Origin of the sequence: Burkholderia sp. BCC1985 (assembly GCF_905339915.1) — a bacterium.
In the GTDB taxonomy this organism is placed as follows: domain Bacteria; phylum Pseudomonadota; class Gammaproteobacteria; order Burkholderiales; family Burkholderiaceae; genus Burkholderia.
The window spans coordinates 1-20,044 of record NZ_CAJPGY010000019.1 but is presented as its reverse complement, the minus strand read 5'-3'; the positions used below and the strand labels follow the sequence as shown (position 1 = coordinate 20,044).

Annotated in this window: 14 protein-coding genes; 4 read left to right on the top strand and 10 right to left on the bottom strand. The window is 63.8% G+C overall.

From position 1 onward, the window contains the following. The first annotated feature begins 287 nt into the window (after positions 1–287). Entirely contained in the window at positions 288–1,013 is a 726-nt protein-coding gene (locus tag U4Z31_RS20510; protein WP_321811252.1) for a hypothetical protein, read from the top strand. Positions 1,014–1,166: 153 nt separating this feature from the next. On the opposite strand, the gene U4Z31_RS20505 is transcribed toward U4Z31_RS20510, so the two are convergent. From U4Z31_RS20505 to U4Z31_RS20465, 9 genes are all read right to left on the bottom strand, one after another. Next, entirely contained in the window at positions 1,167–2,333 is a 1,167-nt protein-coding gene (locus U4Z31_RS20505; protein WP_321811251.1) for a nucleotide sugar dehydrogenase, read from the bottom strand. A gap of 57 nt (positions 2,334–2,390) precedes the next feature. After that, positions 2,391–3,749 carry an aminotransferase class I/II-fold pyridoxal phosphate-dependent enzyme gene (locus U4Z31_RS20500; protein ID WP_321811250.1) on the bottom strand — a complete coding sequence of 453 codons (1,359 nt, stop codon included), beginning with the start codon at positions 3,747–3,749 and terminating at the stop codon, positions 2,391–2,393. Between the two features lie 10 nt (positions 3,750–3,759). Continuing rightward, on the bottom strand, positions 3,760–11,388 hold the full coding sequence (locus U4Z31_RS20495) for a type I polyketide synthase (protein ID WP_321811249.1): 7,629 nt from the start codon (positions 11,386–11,388) through the stop codon (positions 3,760–3,762). Positions 11,389–11,986: 598 nt separating this feature from the next. Next, entirely contained in the window at positions 11,987–12,889 is a 903-nt protein-coding gene (gene rfbD, locus U4Z31_RS20490) for a dTDP-4-dehydrorhamnose reductase (protein ID WP_321811248.1), read from the bottom strand. 8 nt (positions 12,890–12,897) lie between these two features. Beyond that, positions 12,898–13,449: a dTDP-4-dehydrorhamnose 3,5-epimerase gene (rfbC, locus tag U4Z31_RS20485; protein WP_044844082.1), complete on the bottom strand. Its 552-nt coding sequence runs from the start codon at positions 13,447–13,449 to the stop codon at positions 12,898–12,900. Further along, on the bottom strand, positions 13,434–14,327 hold the full coding sequence (rfbA, locus tag U4Z31_RS20480; protein WP_044844083.1) for a glucose-1-phosphate thymidylyltransferase RfbA: 894 nt from the start codon (positions 14,325–14,327) through the stop codon (positions 13,434–13,436). Before rfbA ends, rfbC begins: the two co-directional genes overlap by 16 nt. A gap of 11 nt (positions 14,328–14,338) precedes the next feature. Continuing rightward, positions 14,339–15,400, bottom strand: a complete 1,062-nt coding sequence (rfbB, locus tag U4Z31_RS20475) for a dTDP-glucose 4,6-dehydratase (protein ID WP_321811247.1) — start codon at positions 15,398–15,400, stop codon at positions 14,339–14,341. A 582-nt stretch (positions 15,401–15,982) separates the two neighbouring features. Further along, the gene (locus U4Z31_RS20470) at positions 15,983–16,816 is read right to left on the bottom strand and encodes a class II glutamine amidotransferase (protein ID WP_044844085.1); all 834 of its coding nucleotides are present in this window, start codon (positions 16,814–16,816) and stop codon (positions 15,983–15,985) included. A gap of 149 nt (positions 16,817–16,965) precedes the next feature. Further along, positions 16,966–17,295, bottom strand: a complete 330-nt coding sequence (locus U4Z31_RS20465) for a carboxymuconolactone decarboxylase family protein (RefSeq protein ID WP_124551367.1) — start codon at positions 17,293–17,295, stop codon at positions 16,966–16,968. Between the two features lie 130 nt (positions 17,296–17,425). Here U4Z31_RS20465 and U4Z31_RS20460 point away from each other — a divergent pair, with 130 nt between their 5' ends. The 3 genes from U4Z31_RS20460 (at position 17,426) to U4Z31_RS20450 (ending at position 19,444) form a co-directional block, all read left to right on the top strand. Beyond that, on the top strand, positions 17,426–18,376 hold the full coding sequence (locus U4Z31_RS20460) for an AraC family transcriptional regulator (protein ID WP_321811246.1): 951 nt from the start codon (positions 17,426–17,428) through the stop codon (positions 18,374–18,376). 111 nt (positions 18,377–18,487) lie between these two features. Next, positions 18,488–18,931, top strand: coding sequence for an inner membrane protein YiaA (yiaA, locus tag U4Z31_RS20455; protein ID WP_321811245.1), 444 nt, complete (start codon positions 18,488–18,490; stop codon positions 18,929–18,931). 159 nt (positions 18,932–19,090) lie between these two features. Further along, positions 19,091–19,444: a hypothetical protein gene (locus tag U4Z31_RS20450; RefSeq protein WP_321811244.1), complete on the top strand. Its 354-nt coding sequence runs from the start codon at positions 19,091–19,093 to the stop codon at positions 19,442–19,444. On the opposite strand, the gene U4Z31_RS37200 is transcribed toward U4Z31_RS20450, so the two are convergent. Further along, on the bottom strand, positions 19,403–20,044 hold the full coding sequence (locus U4Z31_RS37200; protein WP_415750294.1) for a relaxase/mobilization nuclease domain-containing protein: 642 nt from the start codon (positions 20,042–20,044) through the stop codon (positions 19,403–19,405). The genes U4Z31_RS20450 and U4Z31_RS37200 overlap by 42 nt on opposite strands.

Sequence of the window (20,044 nt, the reverse complement as noted above, 5' to 3'; positions counted from 1 at the left end):
CTATTCTGTGCCTTCATGTAATGAGGTTGCGTTGCCTATCTGGCTGAAATATCTTCGAAGATGGAAAATGGATATGCTTGGATAGCCATTTGGTTGATTTCGGGCGATATTTGTGATGAAGCGTGGATGGGGGTGAAATGAAAACAAGTCGTCGAAATTTCTTGAAGATTAGTGCGTCAGCGACATTGATTCCATGGGCAGGGCCAGCGCTGTCCAAATCCTGTTCGACACATGAATCTGCTGTTTACGTTGGAGGGGTGGTCGGGTTCGATTCCCTGGCGAACCCGATGAACAGTAAAAATTTCAGAAAGATATGTCGGACTGGTCTTTATATTCATGGCTATATATGGACTAGAACGCCTCCGGAGGAAAACGAGGCCATTCTTGCAGCGTTTGCAGATCAGCCGATGGATGTTGAACTTGGCATGGTCAACACACCGGAATCTTGGTTTCGTGATGCATATCGAACGAAATTCATAGACGCCGGTGTTCGTGCCAGACATTCTCACGTGAATGGTTTCAATCCACAGCACCTGGATTTGTGGCGGCGCTTCGTAAAGGCAGGTCAGGCATGTGGTCTGGAGACAATTGCGCCTATTTTCTCTCCGAATCACGGACAATATAAGACAGCGCCGTTCTCTTCGTCAAGTTGGGATAATATGAGGGATGGAGCTAAATATGGTGGAGCTATAACTACGGATTCGCCACCGCAATTTTTTTGGGGGCAACCATCCGCTTACCGGCAATTTATTGTCGACGAGTTGAGCTGGGCAAATGAGGCTGGACTGCATTCAACCTTTATCGTTTCTCCCGCAAGCTCCGGCGATAATTTCCTGGATGATACAAAACGTACCGTGGAATTTCTGCATAAGAATGGCGCGCTCCCGAAAGCATGGATTGTCGAAAATTACGACCCGAAGGCGAATGCTTTTTACGCGAATCGGGTTGGGAGCGAGGACGACCAGGAGACCATACTGGGCGTTGCACTATGGCTCGCGAAGCATGCGTCCTAATGCTATTGAGTATGGTTGAGTAGTAGGGGAAGAGACTTTGTATCGGGAGTGTCAGGACTCAAGGAGGTGTCGCTTTTTTAAGTCAACCTGCGGGGGACGATTTGAGCACGCGCTTTACCCCGCAGGCCTAGTCTGATCGAATACTACGGCGGTTTAATCGTTGCTAAACAGATCCCGCGTATAAACCTTTTCTGCAACATCTTCCAACGCGTCGGCAATCCGATTGCTGATGATCACATCCGATTCCTTCTTGAACGCCTCGATATCCTCTACTACCCTCGAATGAAAGAACCGCGACTCCTTCAGCGCCGGTTCATACACGATTACCTCGACCCCCTTCGCCTTGATCCGCTTCATCACCCCCTGAATACTTGACGCCCGGAAGTTGTCCGAGCCGCTCTTCATGATCAGCCGATAGATCCCGACGACCTTGGGCTTGCGCCGCAGCACGTCTTCGGCGATGAAATCCTTGCGTGTGGTGTTGGACGCAACGATCGCCTGGATTAGGTTCTGAGGCACCGCCTTGTAGTTAGCGAGAAGCTGCTTTGTATCCTTGGGCAGGCAATATCCGCCATAACCGAACGACGGATTGTTGTAATGATCGCCGATCCGTGGATCGAGACACACGCCGTCGATGATCTGGCGTGTATCCAGGCCGTGCGTCACTGCGTACGTATCGAGCTCGTTGAAGTAGGATACACGCATCGCGAGATACGTATTGGCGAAGAGTTTAATCGCCTCGGCTTCGGTCGAATCGGCGAAAAGAACCGGGATATCCTTCTTGATCGCACCTTCCTGCAGCAATTCGGCGAACACGCGGGCGCGTTCAGATTGTTCGCCGACGATGATACGCGACGGATGCAGGTTATCGTGCAGCGCGCGGCCTTCGCGCAGGAATTCAGGCGAGAAGATCACGCGATCGCAATCCAGCTCCCGTCGAACCTTCTCGGTATACCCGACCGGCACGGTCGACTTGATCACCATCACGGCCTTCGGATTGATCGCCTTGACGTCGTTGATCACAGCTTCGATCGAGCGCGTGTTGAAATAGTTGGTCTCCGGATCGTAGTCCGTCGGCGTAGCGATGATGACGTAGTCCGCCCCTTCATACGCATCGTGCTTGTCGAGTGTCGCGCGGAAGTTTAGACGCTTGTTCACGAGATAGTCTTCGATCTCGGCATCGATGATCGGAGACTGCTTGCGATTGAGCATCTCCACTTTCTCGGGAACGATGTCCAACGCGACGACTTCGTGGTGCTGGGCGAGCAAAATCCCGTTGGAAAGCCCTACATAGCCGGTGCCGGCGATAGCGATTTTCATGAGTTATCGTTTATTGAATTTGAACAAGAGTGGCCCTCGACCCCGAACGTACTGCGACTACCGTTTTTCGAGCAACACCTTCATCGCCTCAACCGTCCTGTCGATCTGCGCTTCACTATGCGTACAAGCGATGAAGAACCGCAGCCGCGCCGACTGCTCCGGAACGGCTGGATAAAGAATGGGCTGCACATTGATCCCTTGCTCGAAGAGCGCGTCCGACCATTTGGTCGCCCGCAGCGAACTCCCGAGAATCGCGGGAATCACGGCAATCCCCGCGCTGCTTCCCGTATCGATCCCCGCGGCCTTGGCCTGCGCAAGAAAATACTGCCCGCGTGCCTGCAACGTCGCCACGCGTTCCGGCAACTCCAGCATGCGCCGCAGCGCCGCGAGCGAAGCCGCGGCCACCGGCGGCGGCATCCCCACGCTGTACAGGAACCCGGGCGCCAGAAACTTCAGGTGCTCGACGAGCGCGGTTTCACCGGCGATATAGCCGCCACAGCCGGCCAGCGATTTGCTGAGCGTGCCCATCCAGATATCGACGGCATCGCCGGCGAGGCCGAAGTGCTCGCGAATCCCGCGCCCCGTCTTGCCCATCACGCCCATCGAATGTGCTTCGTCCACCATCAGGAAAGCCCGATGGCGGCGTTTGATGTCGACAAAGCGCGGCAGGTCGGGGTAGTCGCCGTCCATGCTGTAGATGCCTTCGAGCACGATCAGCACGCGCTCGAAATGGTGCCGCTGTTCTGTCAACAACCGTTCGAGCGCATCGGCGTCGTTGTGCGCGAACGAAAAGCGCTTCGCGCCGGAAAGCTGGATCCCCTGCAGCACGCTGTTGTGGATCAGCTCGTCGTGGATCACCAGATCGCGCGGTCCGAACAGATAGCCGATCGTGGTCACGTTGGCCGCATGGCCGCTCACGAACGTGATGGCGTCGTCGACGCCGTACAGATCGGCGAGCGCGCGTTCGAGCTCGCGGTGGATCGGGCGTTCGCCCGATACCAGGCGGCTTGCCGACACGGACGTGCCGTACCGGTCGATCGCGTCCTTGGCGGCCTGCGAGACAACCGGATCTCCCGACATGTCGAGGTAGTTGTAGCTGGCGTAATTGATGTACGTGTTGCCGGCGATGTCGGTCTGCGCGCCGGCAGTGCCTTCGTGCAGCTTGAAGAACGGGCTGCGCACGCCGAGCCGGACGGCGCCGTCGTTCATGATGCGCAACTGGCGGTAGCCCGGATACTGGTCGAAGCGCGTGTACGCTTCCGGCACGGACGAAGCCTTTTTCCGGCCCGCGACGGGCGAGGCCGCGGGCTGGTCGCGCCCGGCTTCGCGCAGCTTGCGTTCGAGTGCCTGCTGGATGAGCTTGTTCTTCAGGGCCGAGGTCAGGCCCGGCAGGCCAGTGGTCTTGGTCTTGCTCATGTCGTCGCGCCTATCGGATCATGCGTTGCGGCTTGTGGCCCGCTTCTTGTGCGGCCTTGATTTCGTCGGTGAATTCGGCAATCGCTTCGCTGGAAACATCCTCGGTGTGCTGGGCCACCACGTGGGCCACCTGCTGGGCGACGGTGTCGGGCTCGGCCGGCTCGTCGCCGCGCAGCACCTCGATCAGTCGCGTCGCCAGCTTGGTCAGGGTAGGGCTCTCGGATAGCGCCATGACCGGCAGCCGGACGCCGAAACGGCTTTCGAGCGCCACCACCAGTTCCACGCCCATCAGCGAGTCAAGCCCCATGTCGTAGACGGAGCGGTCGGGGTCGATCTTGTCGGCCGGCACGCGCAGGATCTCGCTCACCTCGTGCTTGATCATGTCGACCACCGCCGGGTGAAGTTCCTCGTCGTTCAGCGTGGCCAGCAATTCGGCGACGTCGTCGCTGCCGTCTTCGTCCTGGTGCGAGGTGGCCGCATCGCGCGCCACCCACGCGAACTTGGGCGTCTGCGCGCTGGGCAGGAAGCGGGCGAGCGAGCGCCAGTCGAGTTCGAGCACGCCGAGGTCGCCGGTGTTGGCGAGCAACATGTCCTCCAGTGCGTCGAGTGCCGTCGCGGCGGGAAGCGCGCTGCCGCCCATGCGGTTTTGCAGCGCGTCCTTGACCTTCTGGTTGCGCGCGAGGAAGCCCGCATCGGCAATCGCGCCCCAGCGCGGGCTCGTGGCGGGCAGGCCGCGCGCGCGCCGGTGGCGGGCGAGCGCTTCGAGCCAGCCGTTTGCGGCCACATAGTTCGATTGGCCGGGGTTGCCGAACAGCGTGGTGCCCGACGAATGGAACACGAAAAAGTCCAGCGGCAGCGCGCGGGTCAGCTCGTCGAGGTGCAGCGCGCCGATGATTTTGGGCGCCATCACGCGTTCGATCTGTGCGGCGGTTGCGCCACGCACGAGACCGTCGTCGATGACCATCGCGGCATGCACGATCCCGCGCAGCGGCGGCATCTGCGCATCCACGTGCGCGAGCAGTGCGGCGAGCGCCGCGCGGTCGGTCACGTCGCACGGCGCGGCATGCACGGCGACGCCGCGTTCGCGCAGCGCGGCGATCGCTTCCTGAGCCTCTTCCGACGCCGGGCCGCTGCGGCTCACGAGCACCAGATGGCGTGCGCCCTTGTCGGCGAGCCATTGCGCGGTGCGCAGGCCGAACCCGGAGAGGCCGCCGGTGACGAGGTAGCTGGCGTCGCCGCGCAACTGCAGTTCGCCGTCGGCCACGGCCGCTTGCGCCGGGGCGCTGGCGTGCAAGCCGCGACGATAGGTGATGACGATCTTGCCGATCTGGCGCGCCTGCTGCATGTGGCGGAACGCATCGACGATGTCGTTCGCGTCGAACGCGTGATACGGCAGCGGGCGCAGCACGCCTTCCTCGAACAGCGCCATCATCTCGCCGTACAGGCGCCGGGTCAGGTCGGGTCGCTTCGACATCAACTGGTCGGCGTCGATGCCGAAGTAGCTGATGTTGTTCCGGAACGGGCGCAACCCGATGCGCGTGTTCTCGTAGAAGTCGCGTTTGCCGAGTTCCAGGAACCGGCCGAACGGCTTCAGCGCGCGCAGGTTGCGGTTGATGGCTTCGCCCGCGAGCGAATTGAGCACGACGTCGACGCCTTCGCCATGGGTGGCCGCGAGGATTTCGTCGGCGAAGTCGAGCGAGCGCGAATCGTAGATGTGCTTCACGCCCATCAGGCGCAGGAAATCGCGTTTTTCGTCCGAGCCGGCGCTCGCGTGAATCTCCGCGCCGATCCATTGTGCGAACTGGATGGCCGCGATGCCGACACCGCCGGCGGCGCCATGGATCAGCACGCGTTCGCCGGGCTCGAGCCGGGCCAGGTGATGGAACGCGTAGTAGACGGTGAAGAACGTGCTCGGGATGGTGGCCGCGGCCTCGAACGACAGGCTGCGCGGAATGTGCGACAGCGCGCTCGACTGCGTCACGACGACGTTGCCGAAGCTGGCCGGCCCGAAGCCGACCACGGCGTCGCCCGGCTTGTATCCGGTGACCTTGCGGCCCACGCGCTCGACGACGCCGGAGAACTCGAGGCCCAGCGTCGGGCCGGCAAAGCCGTTTTCGATCGCTTCGTCGGACAACAGGCCGAGCGTGTACATCACGTCACGGAAATTCAGGCCGGTGGCCTCGACGCGGATTTGCAGCTCGTCCTCGCGCATGTCGGGCAGCGTATGGGCTTCCCAGCGCAGGTTGCGCAGCTGGCCCGGTACCTCGAAGCCGAGGCGCAGCGCGGTGTCCGTGGCGGATGCGGGCATCGCCGGCGCTTCGGGATGCGGGCGTGGGTTCTTGCGCAGGCGTGGCGCGTAACGCTCGCCTGACGCACCCAGCGCCACTTCCTGTTCGCCGTCCGGCCACAGCAGTTCGCGTGCGAGCGCTTCCAGTGGCAACGGGGCGGCCTGCGGCAGGTCGACGAGACGCACGTCGAAGCCGGCGGCCTCGTTGATCATCGTGCGGCCGTAGAGCCACAGCGAAGCGTCGTTCAGCGTCGCATATCCGTCGGTATGCGCGGCAGGCAGGAACGGCGCGGCGCCGGCGGTCAGCAGCCACAGCGTGGTCTTCAGGCCGGCGCGCTCGCTGGCCGACGCGAGCCCGGCGGCCAGCGAGCAGCGCTGCACCTGAGCCAGCAGCAGGCGTTGCGGATCGCCGGTGTCCAGGTTGGCGCCGCAGGCGAGGCCAGCAAGATGCACAATGCCGCGGATGTCGCCGAGCTCGGCTTGTGCGCGCTGGAGCAGCGCATCCAGCTGTTCGGGCGCGACGTCCGTCTCCACGCGCACCGGCAAGCGGCGGCGGTTCGACAGATAGTCGGCCAGCTTGCGTGCGGCGCCGGATTCGCCTGCCGTGTGCGCGTCGGCGAGAATCAGCCAGCCGCCTTGCGGCAGCTGCGGCTGCGCGACGGCGGGCGCTTCTACCGGCAGGCCGGCAGCGAGCAGATAGGGGCCGGACGCGCTTTCCGGCGCGAGTTCCAACGGTTCGTCGCAGTCGAGGCCGAACTGGGCCAGTTCGGTTTGCCAGTAGGCCGCGGTGCGTTGCGGGGTGCCGGACGTGCCGTCGGCGCGCTTGGTCCACCAAGCGGCGTTGCCGCCGAAGATGAAGTCCATCCACGCGGCGGGTTGCGTGCCCCACAGCAGCAGCGTGCCGCCGGGCTTCAGGCGGTTCGCGCCATATTGCAGCGCCTGCTGCGCGGCTTCCAGGCTGCCGAAGTCGCAATGGAAGATGATCAGGTCGGCGTCGCGGCTCGTGCTCGCCGCGCTTGGGTCGATCCGCTGGACCGACAGCTCGGGGCAGTGCTCGCGCAGGCGTTCCGCCTGTTCGAGCGCGGCGTCCTCGGTGCTTGCGTAGCCGAAGTCGGCGACGGCGAAATCCAGGCGGCGGCACAGGTCGGCTGCGACGCGCGATGCGCCGGCGCCGATTTCCAGAATGCCGATGCGCTGGTCGGGCGCGCGGGCAAGCAGTGCTTTCTCGAGATGGGCGCCCAGCGTGTCGGACAGCCGCCGGGTTGCCGTGTCGCCGAGCACGTAGTGCGCCAGTTCGACGGGCGAGATGTCGCGCGGGCAGATGTTCGCCCACTCGGTTTCGCCGCTCAGCAACGCCGGCAGGTGCAGGCCGATGCGGCCGGTCGCGTGCACCAGCGTGAAGTAGTCGGGGTATTCGCGCAGCAGGCTGTTCCAGATGTCGGCCGTGCTTGCGCCGTCATCCTGCGACGCGTCGATCTGCCAGTCCTGCGAATCGGGAAGTCGGCGCGCGTTGCGGCCGAGCAGCCAGTCGAGCAGCGGTGCCGCATGCGGTGCGGCATCGCGACAGGCGGTGAGCGCGCTCGCGTCGAGGTTGCCATTCGTCGACAACGTCAGCAGTGCCTCGGTGGCGTAGCGGTCGCACAGCGTTTCCAGCAGCGGATCGACTTCCTGCGCATAGCGTTCGAGCAGGCCGTCCGTCACGATGGCGCGGACCATCGCGCGCAGCGCAGGCTGCAGCGCATTGCGTCGCAGCGCGGGGCTCGCCTGTTGCGGGCTTTGCGGATGCGGGCTCGGAATCGCGGCGTAGTCGAGGAACGCGAGCGGCTCGGCTTGCGCCTTCGACAGCCGCACGCTACGGAAGCGCGCTTCGCTGATGGCCGCGATCTGCTGTCCTTGTTCGTCGAACAGCGCGAACTCGGCGGTGAGCGAATGCGGCGCGCGCTTCAACAGGCGCGCACGCACCCGATGCGGCGTGCCGAGACCCGCGCGCCAGCGCAGCCGGCCGATGCGGGTCGGCACGAACGCGACACCCTGGCCGAGCGACGGATCGTCCTTCAGCATCTCGATGATGAGCTGGAATGTGCAGTCGAGCAGCGCCGGGTGCAGCAGGCTGTGCGGCAGGCTCTCGGCGAGCGCTTGCGGCGCGTGCAGCACGGCCACCACGTCGCGCGGCGATTCGAGCCAGCCGTGCGACACCGCCTGGAAGGCCGGGCCGTAGTCCAGTTCGGCCGCGCGCGTCAGCGCGAGGTGCGTCGCGCCCGTGAAGTCGGGCTCGCGCGCGGGCAGCGCGGGCGCGGTTTCGGCCAGCTGCTGCCGATTCGCGCCCGACAGCAGGCGGCCGCTCGCGTGTACGGTCCACGGGTCGGTGCCGCCGACCTGCTTGCTGCGCAGCCGGAAGCGGCCGTCGCTGTCGTCGAGCGACAGTCGCGTGATCTTGCTCGGGGCGGCGGACAGCAGCAGCGGCGCATGAATTTCGAGCTCCTCGATGTCCGCGTTGTCGCCGGGGTGCCATTGCAGCGCGGCGGCGAGCGCGATTTCCGCGAAGCCGGAGCCCGGGAACACGGTCGCGTGGCCGACGACGTGATCGGCCAGCCACGGCTCGAGCTGCGTATCGAGCTGGTTTTCCCACGCCGGCTGCGTCTGCTGGCTCATCTTGTAGCCGAGCAGCCGATGCACGCGGCGGCGTCCGAGCTGGTTCAGCGATTCGGTCGTGACGGGGTGCCAGTAGCGCTCGCGCTGCCATGCGTACGACGGCAGTTCGGTGCGTGCCGCACCGGTCGGGAAGAAGTGGGCCCAGTCGACCGGCGCGCCGCTGATGAGAGTCTGGGCAACGGCGGCTTGCACGCGCTCTGGCGCGTCGTCGTTGCGACGGCCGGTCGGGATGCAGTGCCCGGTCTTGCCGTGATGCTTGAGCATCTCGTTGACGTAGCTGCGCAGCACCGGCGCGGGGCCGACTTCGATCAGCACGTTGCTGCCTTGCGCGACGAGGCTGTCGAGTGCCTGCTCGAAGCGTACCGGCACGCGGATGTTGCGCCACCAGTAATCGGCGTCGAGCGCCGCGCCGTCGAGCAGCGAGCCGGCCACGGTCGAGAAGAACGGCACGTTGCCGCGTTGCGGACGGATATGCGCGAGCGCCTGTTTGAGGGGGGCTTCGATCGGATCCATTGCGCTGCTGTGGAACGCGTAATCGAGATCGAGCTGCTTGTAGAAGACGCGCCGCTCGGCCAGCACGTGGCCGACCTGTTCCAGTGCGTCCACGGCGCCCGCGAGCGTCGCGCCCTTGATGCTGTTGTAGCCGGCGACGCACAGCGTGTGCCGAAGGCCGAGTTCGTCCAGCAGCGCGGCGGCGGCGAGGCCGTCCATGCCGACTGCCGCCATGCGTCCCTGGCCCTTCGTGCGCCCTTGCTGCTGGCTGCGGTGGTAGATCACCGTGATCGCATCGGCCAGCGTGAGCGCACCGCACGTCCAGGCGGCAGCGACTTCGCCGACGCTGTGGCCGGTGACGGCGGCAGGCTGCACGCCTTGCGCCGCGAGCATGCGTGTGATGCCGACCTGGATGGCGAAGAGGGCGGGTTGCGCGACTTCGGTGCGCTCGTAGACACCGCCCTGTGCTTCGCGCTCGAACAGCTCCTTGAGTGACCAGCCGGCGAGCCCGGTGAACAGGCGGTCGATCTCGGCCACCGACTCGGCGAACACGGGATGCGTGAGCAGCTTGCCGCCCATGCCGGCCCATTGCGAACCGTTGCCGGAATAGACGAATACCGGGCCCTGCGCGTCCCGCACGGCCACACCGTTGTGTACGGCCGGGTTTGATGCTTCGTCCGCGCCGATCTGGTCGAGCAGTTCCGCTACGCTGTCGTTGTCGGCGCCGAATACGACAGCACGCTTGTCGTGCCAGTCGCGGCGCAGCGCGGCTTCATAGGCGACGTCGTACAGCGCCGGCGCCCACGGGCCGCGCAGCGTGTCGGCGAGCTTGCGGGCATTGGCCTGCAGTGCTTCCGCGCTGCGGCCGCTCACGATCATCGGCACGGCGGCCGGCGGGTTCGGCAGCGCATGGGCAGCACGGCCGGTTTGCGTCGGCGTCTGCAGGATCACGTGCGCGTTCGCGCCGCCGAAACCGAACGAGTTCACGCCGATGGTCAGCGTGCCGGTCTCGCGCAGCGGATGCGGCTTGGTCACGACCGCGATGTTCCAGTCGTCGAAGCGGATGTTCGGGTTGAATTCCTGGATGCCGATCGTGGCCGGCACCACGCGATGCCGCAGGCTGTAGATGGCCTTGACCAGCCCAGCGACGCCCGATGCTGCTTCGAGGTGGCCAAGGTTGCTCTTGACCGAACCGATCGGCAACGGCGCGTCGGTGGGGCGTTGCTGGCCGAGCGCCTGCCCGATCGCACGGGTTTCGATCGGATCGCCCACCGGCGTTCCGGTGCCGTGCGCTTCCAGGTAATCGATGGCTTCAGGCGGAATGCCCGCCTCTTCGTAGGCCCGGCGCATCAGCGCGGTCTGCGCGTCGACGCTCGGCACGGTGAGGCCTGACTTGCGGCCGTCGGTGTTGACCGCGGTACCCGCCACGACGGCGAGGATCCGATCGCCATCGGCCACCGCCTGGTCGTAGTCCTTCAGCAGGAACAGGCCGCCGCCTTCCGAGCGCACGTAACCGTCGCCCGACGCGTCGAAGACCTTGCAGCGCCCGTTCGGCGACAGCATCGATGCCTTCGAGAAGGTGATGAAACCATAAGGATGCAGGTGCAGGCTGACGCCGCCCGCGATCGCGTGACTGATTTCGCCGTTGACGATCGCGCGGCACGCGAGGTGAAACGCCACCATCGCCGACGAGCACGCGGTATCGATGGCGAGGCTCGGGCCGCGCAGGTCGAAGACGTAAGACAGGCGGTTGGCGGCGATGCTGGCGGTGTTGCCGGTCGCCATCGACGCGTCGACCGTGGCGAGATCGTCGGCCATCCGGTACGAGTAGTCGGCGCTGGCGATGCCGACGAAGACGCCGCAATCGCTGCCGCGCAGCGACGACGGTTTGACGCCGGCGTTTTCGATGCTTTCCCAGCAGAGTTCCAGCAACAGCCGTTGCTGAGGATCCATCAGCGCGGCTTCGCGCGGCGAGATCCCGAAGAAGTCGGCGTCGAAGCCCGAGACATCGCCGATCGAACCGGCAGCGAATGTGTACGCGGTGCCCGGATGTTCCTTGGCCGGATGCAGGTACGCATCCTTTGACCATCTGGCAGCCTCGACTTCGGTCACGCAGTCCTTGCCGTTGAGCAGATCGCTCCAGTAGTGACGACTATCTGTTCCCGGAAATCGAAATGCCAATCCGACTAAAGCGACGCGTTTGCTCATGAGCTTCTTTTCTTTGTGACTGGCTGACTGTGTGTTTCCCTGTTAATGCGTGGAATTGCTAGATGGCCCGGATGTACGCGTATGGGAGTAGGAATTGCCGTGTCCGCCAGCCTTGGGACATGGGCGCGACCCGCGATTTTATCCCGAAAGCTGGCTGAAACGTAAATTCGCTCTTATTGTCCGCGAATCCTGGTCCGGTGCGCGACCTTGACAGACCGGGTTTCCGTTTGCCGACACTGATTCGCAGGACGTTATGTTTTGCTCACAACCTTACTGATTGTCTGCAAGTGGGGCGCAGACGTGCTCGACGGGATGAAGGCAATGTTACGCCAGTAATATTTGCTTTTCCGAGATGGCGGTGATACTGCAAACGGGCGTTTTCATCTCTTGCTCCGAAGTATTTTTCGGTGTATCGGAATCATGTATGAGGATTTAAAGTACCGCACGGGTCCGCGTATTTCGAGGCGGTGTTCAGCAGGAAAGAAGGGGTAATGGCTTGACAAGAACTAGTATGTTTTAACCGCCTTCAGGCCGCCGGTTGCATGACGGCGGGAATAAGATTGCCGCCGCGCTTCTGGAAGCACGGCGGCGGCTGGCGTTACATCCCGTTCATGCACAGCTCGAGCGCAGCTTCCCAATGCGGCGCGCGCACGCCGAAGTGCTCGGCCAGTTTCTCGTTCGACATCCGCGAATTGGCCGGGCGGCTGGCGGGTGTCGGATAGGCGCTGGCGGGAATCGGCATGACCGCAGGCTTCCTTGGTAGATTCGAGAGACGGAAAATCGCCTCGGCGAAGCCGTGCCACGAAGTCGAACCCGCCGCGCACAGGTGATAGATGCCTGAATGCGCGTTCCACCATGCTTCCCGACCGGCCGCGCCGGCGGCGGCGGCCTGTGCGACGACATGGGCGGTCAGCGTTGCGATCGTGTTCGACCAAGTCGGCGCACCGATCTGGTCCGCGACGATCTTCAGTTCGTCGCGCTCGGCGCCCAGGCGCAGCATCGTCAGCAGAAAGTTCTTGCCGCGCGCGCCGTACACCCAGCTCGTGCGGAAGATCAGATGCGCGCAGCCGGCGGCCGCGATCGCCTGTTCGCCCGCGAGCTTGGTCTTGCCATAGACGTTTTGCGGATCGACGGGATCGTCCTCGACGTACGGGCCGTCCTTCGTCCCGGCAAAGACGTAATCGGTCGAGTAGTGAATCAGCGCCGCGCCGATGCGCTTCGCCTCTTCGGCCAGCACCGCGGGCGCCTCGGCGTTCAGGCGCGTGGCAAGCGCGACGTCGGTCTGCGCCTGATCCACCGCCGTGTACGCGGCCGGATTCACGATCAGGTCGGGCTTCACTTCACGCACGACCTCGCGCACCTGGTCGAGGCGCGACAGGTCGAGCCGGTTGCGGTCGAGCGCGACCACGTTACCGAGCCCTTGCAGCGTGCGCGCCAGCTCGAATCCCACCTGGCCGTTGATTCCGGTGAGCAGGATGGTTCGCGGTTCGGGCGTTTGCACGGCGGCCCTCACTGGAAGCACTCGGCTTCGGCGAGCCGCTTGCCCGCCGCGTCTTTCGCGGCCAGCAGCGGTTCGCCGTCAAGCGGCCATTCGATGCCGATCTCCGGATCGTTCCACAGCAGGCTGCGCTCGTGCTCCGGGAACCAGTAGTCGGTGGTTTTGTAGAGGAATTGTGCGGACTCCGACAGCACCACGAAGCCGTGCGCGAAGCCGGGCGGCACCCACAGCTGGCGATGGTTGTCGGCCGACAGCGTCACACCGACCCATTTGCCGAAATTCGGCGAACTGCGCCGGATGTCGACTGCGACGTCGAACACCTCGCCTTCGACCACGCGCACGAGCTTGCCCTGCGCGTGCTCGATCTGGTAGTGGAGCCCGCGCAGCACACCCTTCGCGGAACGCGAGTGGTTGTCCTGGACGAACTCGACGTCGGCCTCGACGAGCGCCGCGAATTCGCGCCCGTTGAAGCTCTCGTAGAAATAGCCACGCGCGTCGCCGAATACTTTCGGCTCGACGATCTTGACTTCGGGGAGCGCCGTAGCAGTTACCGTGATGGCCATGCAACCTGATCCGTAAGAATGTTCAGCAAATATTTGCCGTAGCCGTTTTTCGACAGCGGCTGCGCGAGCTTCTGTACCTGTTCGGCATCGATCCAGTGCCTGCGGTACGCGATCTCCTCGGGGCAGGCGACGACCAGACCTTGCCGCTTCTGCAGCGTCGCGATGAAGCTGGCGGCCTCGATCAGCGAATCGTGGGTGCCGGTGTCGAGCCATGCATAGCCGCGGCCCATGATCTCGACGTTCAACGCGCCGTCGGCGAGATAGCGGGAATTGACGTCGGTGATTTCGAGTTCGCCGCGCGGCGACGGCTCGATGTCGGCTGCGATGTCGCACACGCGGTTGTCGTAGAAGTAGAGGCCGGTCACGGCGTAGTGCGAACGCGGCTTGGCCGGCTTCTCTTCGATCGATACGGCACGGAAGTGCTGGTCGAACTCGACGACGCCGTAACGCTCCGGATCGTGTACGTGATAGGCGAACACCGTTGCGCCCGCGTCCTGCGCGTCTGCGTGCTCGAGCTGCTTGGCCAGGTCGTGACCATAGAAGATGTTGTCGCCGAGGATAAGCGCCGACGGGTCGTTGCCCACGAATTCGCGGCCGATGACGAACGCCTGCGCAAGACCGTCCGGTGACGGCTGCACCGCATACCGGATGTTCATCCCCCACTGGCTACCGTCGCCGAGCATGGCTTCGAAGCGCGGGGTGTCCTGCGGCGTCGAGATGATCAGCACGTCGCGAATGCCCGCTACCATCAGCGTCGACAGCGGGTAATAGATCATCGGCTTGTCGTAGACAGGAAGCAACTGCTTCGAGACCGAATGCGTGATCGGATAGAGCCGTGTGCCGGAACCGCCGGCGAGAATGATGCCCTTGCGCGCCATGTCCGTTCCCCTTACGCGCGGTGCGCGTAGTTCGTTGCGACCCACTTGCGGTACTCGCCCGAAGCGACTTCGTCGACCCATTCCTGATGGTCGAGATACCAGCGCACCGTTTTCGCGAGACCGGTTTCGAACGTTTCGGCGGGCTTCCAGCCGAGTTCGCGCTCGAGCTTGCGCGCATCGATCGCGTAGCGTCGGTCATGGCCCGGCCGGTCGGTCACGTAAGTGATCTGGTCGCGGTACGAGCCCGCCGATTTCGGTCGCAGTTCGTCCAGCAGGTCGCACAGCGTGTGCACGACCTCGAGATTCGTTTTCTCGTTCCACCCGCCGATGTTGTACGTTTCGCCGGTCTGGCCGCGCGCGAGCACCTCGCGGATCGCACTGCAGTGGTCGCCGACATACAGCCAGTCTCGTACGTTCTGGCCATCGCCATACACGGGCAGCGGCTTGCCGGCGAGCGCGTTGGCGATCATCAGCGGAATGAGCTTCTCGGGGAACTGGTACTGGCCATAGTTGTTCGAGCAGTTCGTGGTCAGCGTCGGCAGGCCGTACGTATGCTGATACGCGCGCACGAGATGATCGGAACCGGCCTTGGTCGCCGAATAGGGGCTGTTCGGTGCGTACGGAGTCGTTTCGGAGAATTGCGGATCGGTAGGCGACAGCGAACCGAATACTTCGTCCGTGGAAACGTGCAGAAAACGGAATGCGGCCTTGTCCGCCTCCGGCAGCGTATTCCAGTACTGGCGTGCGGCTTCGAGCAGCGTAAATGTCCCGACGACATTGGTCTGAACAAAATCCGCCGGCCCGTGAATCGAGCGATCGACGTGGCTTTCCGCAGCGAAATGCAGGACCGCCCGAGGCTTGTATTCCGCGAACAGCGCGTCGAGTGCTGCACGGTCGCAGATATCGGCGTGCGCGAACACGTGCTTCGGGTTTCCGTGCAGCGATTTTAGCGTTCCGAGATTGCCCGCATAGGTCAATTTGTCGACGTTCAGAACCGATTCGTCCGATTGACGCAGCCAGTCAAGCACAAAGTTGGCACCGATAAAGCCGGCGCCACCTGTAACCAATATCATGTAGCCTCTCTCATTACGTTAATGGCAGTGAATCCTGCCTTGTTCTCGTTCGCGCGCTGCCCTCGGTTGACGCGCGTTGAAGAATATCAAGAAATCGTGCGAGCCTGGCGGACCTGGCGGGCTGGATTGCACGCATATTCTAGGATATTCCTCGGGGGCGACGCATGTGCCAACCGGACAGTCTGCGTTGAAAGACTATTAATTCTCTATAACGCGGGACCCGGCCGGTGCCGGTTGCGTACGGGGTATCACGATTTCCCGTGCTCTTGCGGGGAATTCATCAGACATGCAATCTCGCGCAAACATTTGCGCGAACCGCAGCAAAGAAACGGCAAGCGGGAGTTGATGTCGAATGCGGTGATGGTTTTTGCGATACTTGAAATCGGCGGTAACTATACCATGCTCGATTCAGTCGGTGCGAATCACTCGTTTTATATCGTGATTTAGTATTGCCGTGTCTTTGCTTTGCCGTCACGGCTGGTGGTGCCGTGGTCGTTGGCACGCCTGTCAGTTTATTCGCTAAATCCGGTTTGATTCGGACACATTTCGCCGTGGCGGCAGGAGTTGAAACGCAGCTTCAACCTACTTATGCCGCGGATTGAACGGCCGCTGCTGCACATCCGCCCCCTGCGCGACGATCGCCATGCTTTCCGGCACTTCCTCCCATGCGCCGCGCAAGTCGACGAGCGGCTCCGACACGACCATGAACGCGTCGTCGCCCGCTTCCGCGATGCGCGGATTGTGCGGATAGAGTTCGTGCAGATGCTTGAACGACGTGCTGTGGAACAGCGAGCGCGATTGCCGTTCGCTCGAGTAGCGCACCGCGATGATCCGCTCACCGTCCGTCGCGCAGATCGTCATGTTGAGCGGCTCGGCTACGCGGTATCGCGCGGCGGTTTCCTCGACCATGCCGACCATCCGCTCGAGCGCCGGCAGCGGCGTCTGCTCCAGGCCGAAGGTCAGCGCGAGACGGAACATCAGCTCGGAGTCGGTCGTCCCTTCGATCGTCGGGAACAGTGCCGGGTCGACCTTCATCGTCAGGTCGCGGCGCAGCTTGTGGAAATCGCGAATCAGCCCGTTGTGCGCGAACAGCCAGCGGCCGTGGCGGAACGGATGGCAGTTGGTTTCCTGGACGGGCGTGTCGGTTGCTGCGCGGATATGTGCGATGAACATCCGCGAGCGGATCGCGCGCGCGGCTTCGCGTAGGTTGCGGTCGTTCCATGCGGGATGCACGGAGCGATAGCGGAACGGCAGTTCCTCGGGGCGGCCGTACCAGCCGATGCCGAACCCGTCGCCGTTGGTGGTCGTGGCGCCCAGCTCCGAATGCAGGCTCTGGTCGATCAGCGAATGCTTCGCGCGAAACAGGACGGTCTCGAGATGGATCGGATTACCCGTATAGGCGAGCCAGCGGCACATGGAGCGCTCCTTCGCGATGAATCTTCTCGCGCATGGTAGCCGACTTCGCGGCGCCGGCGTATGCGACCGCGGCGCGTCCGCCGGCTGGCCGGCTGCGCCGGCGATCGTCCGCGAAGGATGCGGCGGGCGCCGCACCCTTCAGGTGCGCGTCACTCGCCGAGCGCGTCCATCACGCGGGCCGAATAGACGAGCGCCGCGCCCGCATTCAGCGCGATCGCGACGCCGAGCGCCTCGGCCACTTCCTCCTTGGTTGCGCCATGCTTCGTGGCTTCGGCCGTGTGCACTGCGATACAGCCGTCGCAGCGCGTCGTGACGGCCACTGCGAGCGCGATCAGTTCGCGCGTCTTCGCGTCGAGATGGCCTGTCTTGGCGCCGGCGCCGGACAGCGCCTTGTAGCCGGCCAGCGTGTCGGGCGAGAGCTTCGCGATGTCGCCGATGCGCGTCGAGAGTTCCTTCCGGTATTCGTTCCAGTTCAGCATGATGCGTCCTTTCGAGAAGAGGTGGATCAGGCGGCGGATGCCGCGATCTCGGGCGATGCAGGACTTATTCTGAGCGTTCGCGCTGAGGGTTTCGATACGCTAGAGTGTCAATTTTTAGCGCAAACGTCTCATGGACGCATTGAGTCAACTGTTGTCGCTGGGCCGCAGCCATGTCGAGCTCGATGTGCGCTGCCTGCTCGACGGCCCGTTCGCGATGCCGCACGATCCGTTGCCGCCCGGCGAGGCGGCGTTTCACCTGCTGCTGTCCGGAACGTGCCGGCTGCGCACGGCCGACGGGCGCACGCTGCGGCTGGCCGACGGCGACTTCGTGCTGCTGCCGGCGGGCGACGCGCACGATTTGTCCGATGTCGGGGGTGGCGGCGCGCGGCCGCCGGTCGCGTCGCTGCGCGAGCCGGGCGTGGCCGGCGGTGAGGTGCTGCCGGTCAAGTCGAATCGCGATCCCGCGGATCCGGCCGATGCGAGCGTCGACCTGCTTTGCGGGCGCTTCATTTATGCGCGCGGCGCCGGTGAATTGCTGATGCGTACGTTACCGCGCGTGCTGCATGTCGGGCTGCGCGCGGCGTCGGGGCCCGCGTCGCTGCAACTGCTGACGAGCGTGCTGCGTGCCGAGGCATCGAGCGCGCAGCCGGGTGCGCGCGCGATCGTGAATGCGCTGGGGCAGGCATTGCTCGCCTACGCGTTGCGTGCGTACGGCCGCGATGCGCGCGTGCCGGCCGGCTGGCTCGCGCTGGCTGCCGATGCGCGGCTCGGCCCGTCGGTCCAGGCAGTGCTGCAGGCGCCGGCGCAAGCGTGGACGGTCGAATCGCTCGGCGCGGCATCCGCGATGTCGCGCGCGACCTATGCGCGGCATTTCCGCGAGAAGGCCGGGATGAGCGTCGGCGCGTTCGTCGCGCAGATTCGGATGATGCATGCATGCGCGCTGCTGCAGGACACGCAGCGCGGCCAGGCGGAGATCGGGCAGGCGGTTGGCTATCAGTCCGAGGCGGCATTCGGCAAGGCGTTTCGTGCGGTGCTCGGCACGACGCCGGGGCGCTGGCGGCGCGCACAGCGCGGCACGTAAGACCAGCAGTGCGATCGTCGCGTGGTGCGGCAAAGCGGCTACCACGCGCGAAACGTATTCCAACGAACGCGATTCCGAACAAGACACGACAAGCAAGAGAGGGCAAATGCAATGAACCGGACCACTATCCAGCAGCCGTCGTACGCATTCGTCGCGTCGTCGTGGGCCGCACTGATCGCCGGTTTCGCGGCATTCCTGATCGGACATGTGAACGCCGGCGTGCTGCTCAACGAGAAGAGCGGCTACTTCACCGTGCTCGCGTTCGGTCTGTATGCGGCGATCTCGCTGCAGCAGAGCGTGCGGGATAGCGCGGAAGCCATTCCCGTCACCGACATCTACTACGGGATCAGCTGGGTCGCGCTGTTGCTTGCGATCGCGCTGCTGGTCGTCGGCCTCTTCAATGCGACGCTGCAACTGGGCGAGAAGGGCTTCTACGCGATGTCATTCGTGCTCGCGCTGTTCGGTGCTGTGACCGTGCAGAAGAATACGCGCGACATGCAGAGCGCCAGGCCGCGCTTCACCGACGCGGATTCCGCGCCGTCCGTGATGGAATGAGCCCACGCGCGACGACGGTAGCCGCGATCTGAAAGCGTCGGCAGCACAGCTGGCTTCCCATCCTCCGTTTCATCAGCGCCGCCGCGCGTGACGATGGAGACACTCCGGGTGCCAGACGATATGCAACCGCGCACGAGAGGTGCGCACCCGCCACGATCCGTGGAGAGCTGGGGCGTGCTCGTGCGGGAGGCCCTAGCAAGAGCGAAGACTGGCGATAGCTTTAAGCGTCTTGCGCGGGTGCTGTCGGGCCAGGCCATGCCGCATGCGCAACTCGCGCAATGGATCATCGCGCACGACGGGTTGCCCGCAGACGCATGCGCGCAAATCGCCGTGCTCGCCGGCCGCTCGATCGACTTCATAGAGATCGACGCGAGCACCGGCGACTACGATCGACTATTCGCTTGCACCATTTGGTGCGCGACGACGGCGTCACCAGCGCCGCGATATCCGGCGTGCACCGCTCGAGCTCAATTAGATGTCCATGTCGAACGATGGCGGGCAATGCTCATTTGATTGCAAACCCGGGCTGTATGCCGCGTGCGCCCGATTGACTGAATGGTCGCGCTGTGGCGCCGGGCAGCGATGTTGCGGGGTGTGCACGGGACTCAACGCTCGGATGGGCATGCGTGACACAAAATTTGTTATGTCGATTGCCATTGCTCGATCCTCGGGGACGTTGGAATGGGCTAGTGCGTGTGCGATTTCGTGCCAGGTGCTTAAGGTGTCGAGATGTGCCTCCCATAGAACCCGACGTGTCTCTTCGTTGATCACTGGCGAGTAAAAGCGGAGAGGAATGCCTTGTGCTGCCATCCAAATAGCGGCTTGTTTCGGAAAGCGTTGAGTTTGGCCGCGCACTATTCTGGGTGTCGCGTTCGCGTCGACGCCATTTTCTCGCAATTGCCGCGCGAAGGATTCTCGCCACTGATGCAAATCCTGTTTGCGCGGATTGAGACGCTGTCCGTCAGGACCACGTATATGGATACTTAGGTGTACATGAGGATGTGCTTCATCATCGTGTACCGCGAAGACGTATGGCCGCCCATCGCCGAAAGTCTCGTGTGCAAATGCTCTCGCCGCATCCCCAACGGCTCGGCGATTTGTACCGGGAGGCAT

What these genes read in the sequence shown, in the direction of transcription:
- U4Z31_RS20505 (WP_321811251.1), bottom strand. Translation starts at nt 2,333, where the DNA reads ATGAAAATCGCTATCGCCGGCACCGGCTATGTAGGGCTTTCCAACGGG.
- U4Z31_RS20465 (WP_124551367.1), bottom strand. Translation starts at nt 17,295, where the DNA reads ATGCTGAACTGGAACGAATACCGGAAGGAACTCTCGACGCGCATCGGC.
- rfbA (WP_044844083.1), bottom strand. Translation starts at nt 14,327, where the DNA reads ATGGCGCGCAAGGGCATCATTCTCGCCGGCGGTTCCGGCACACGGCTC.
- rfbC (WP_044844082.1), bottom strand. Translation starts at nt 13,449, where the DNA reads ATGGCCATCACGGTAACTGCTACGGCGCTCCCCGAAGTCAAGATCGTC.
- U4Z31_RS20500 (WP_321811250.1), bottom strand. Translation starts at nt 3,749, where the DNA reads ATGAGCAAGACCAAGACCACTGGCCTGCCGGGCCTGACCTCGGCCCTG.
- U4Z31_RS37200 (WP_415750294.1), bottom strand. Translation starts at nt 20,044, where the DNA reads ATGCCTCCCGGTACAAATCGCCGAGCCGTTGGGGATGCGGCGAGAGCA.
- rfbB (WP_321811247.1), bottom strand. Translation starts at nt 15,400, where the DNA reads ATGATATTGGTTACAGGTGGCGCCGGCTTTATCGGTGCCAACTTTGTG.
- U4Z31_RS20510 (WP_321811252.1), top strand. Translation starts at nt 288, where the DNA reads ATGAACAGTAAAAATTTCAGAAAGATATGTCGGACTGGTCTTTATATT.
- U4Z31_RS20460 (WP_321811246.1), top strand. Translation starts at nt 17,426, where the DNA reads ATGGACGCATTGAGTCAACTGTTGTCGCTGGGCCGCAGCCATGTCGAG.
- U4Z31_RS20470 (WP_044844085.1), bottom strand. Translation starts at nt 16,816, where the DNA reads ATGTGCCGCTGGCTCGCCTATACGGGTAATCCGATCCATCTCGAGACC.
- yiaA (WP_321811245.1), top strand. Translation starts at nt 18,488, where the DNA reads ATGAACCGGACCACTATCCAGCAGCCGTCGTACGCATTCGTCGCGTCG.
- U4Z31_RS20495 (WP_321811249.1), bottom strand. Translation starts at nt 11,388, where the DNA reads ATGAGCAAACGCGTCGCTTTAGTCGGATTGGCATTTCGATTTCCGGGA.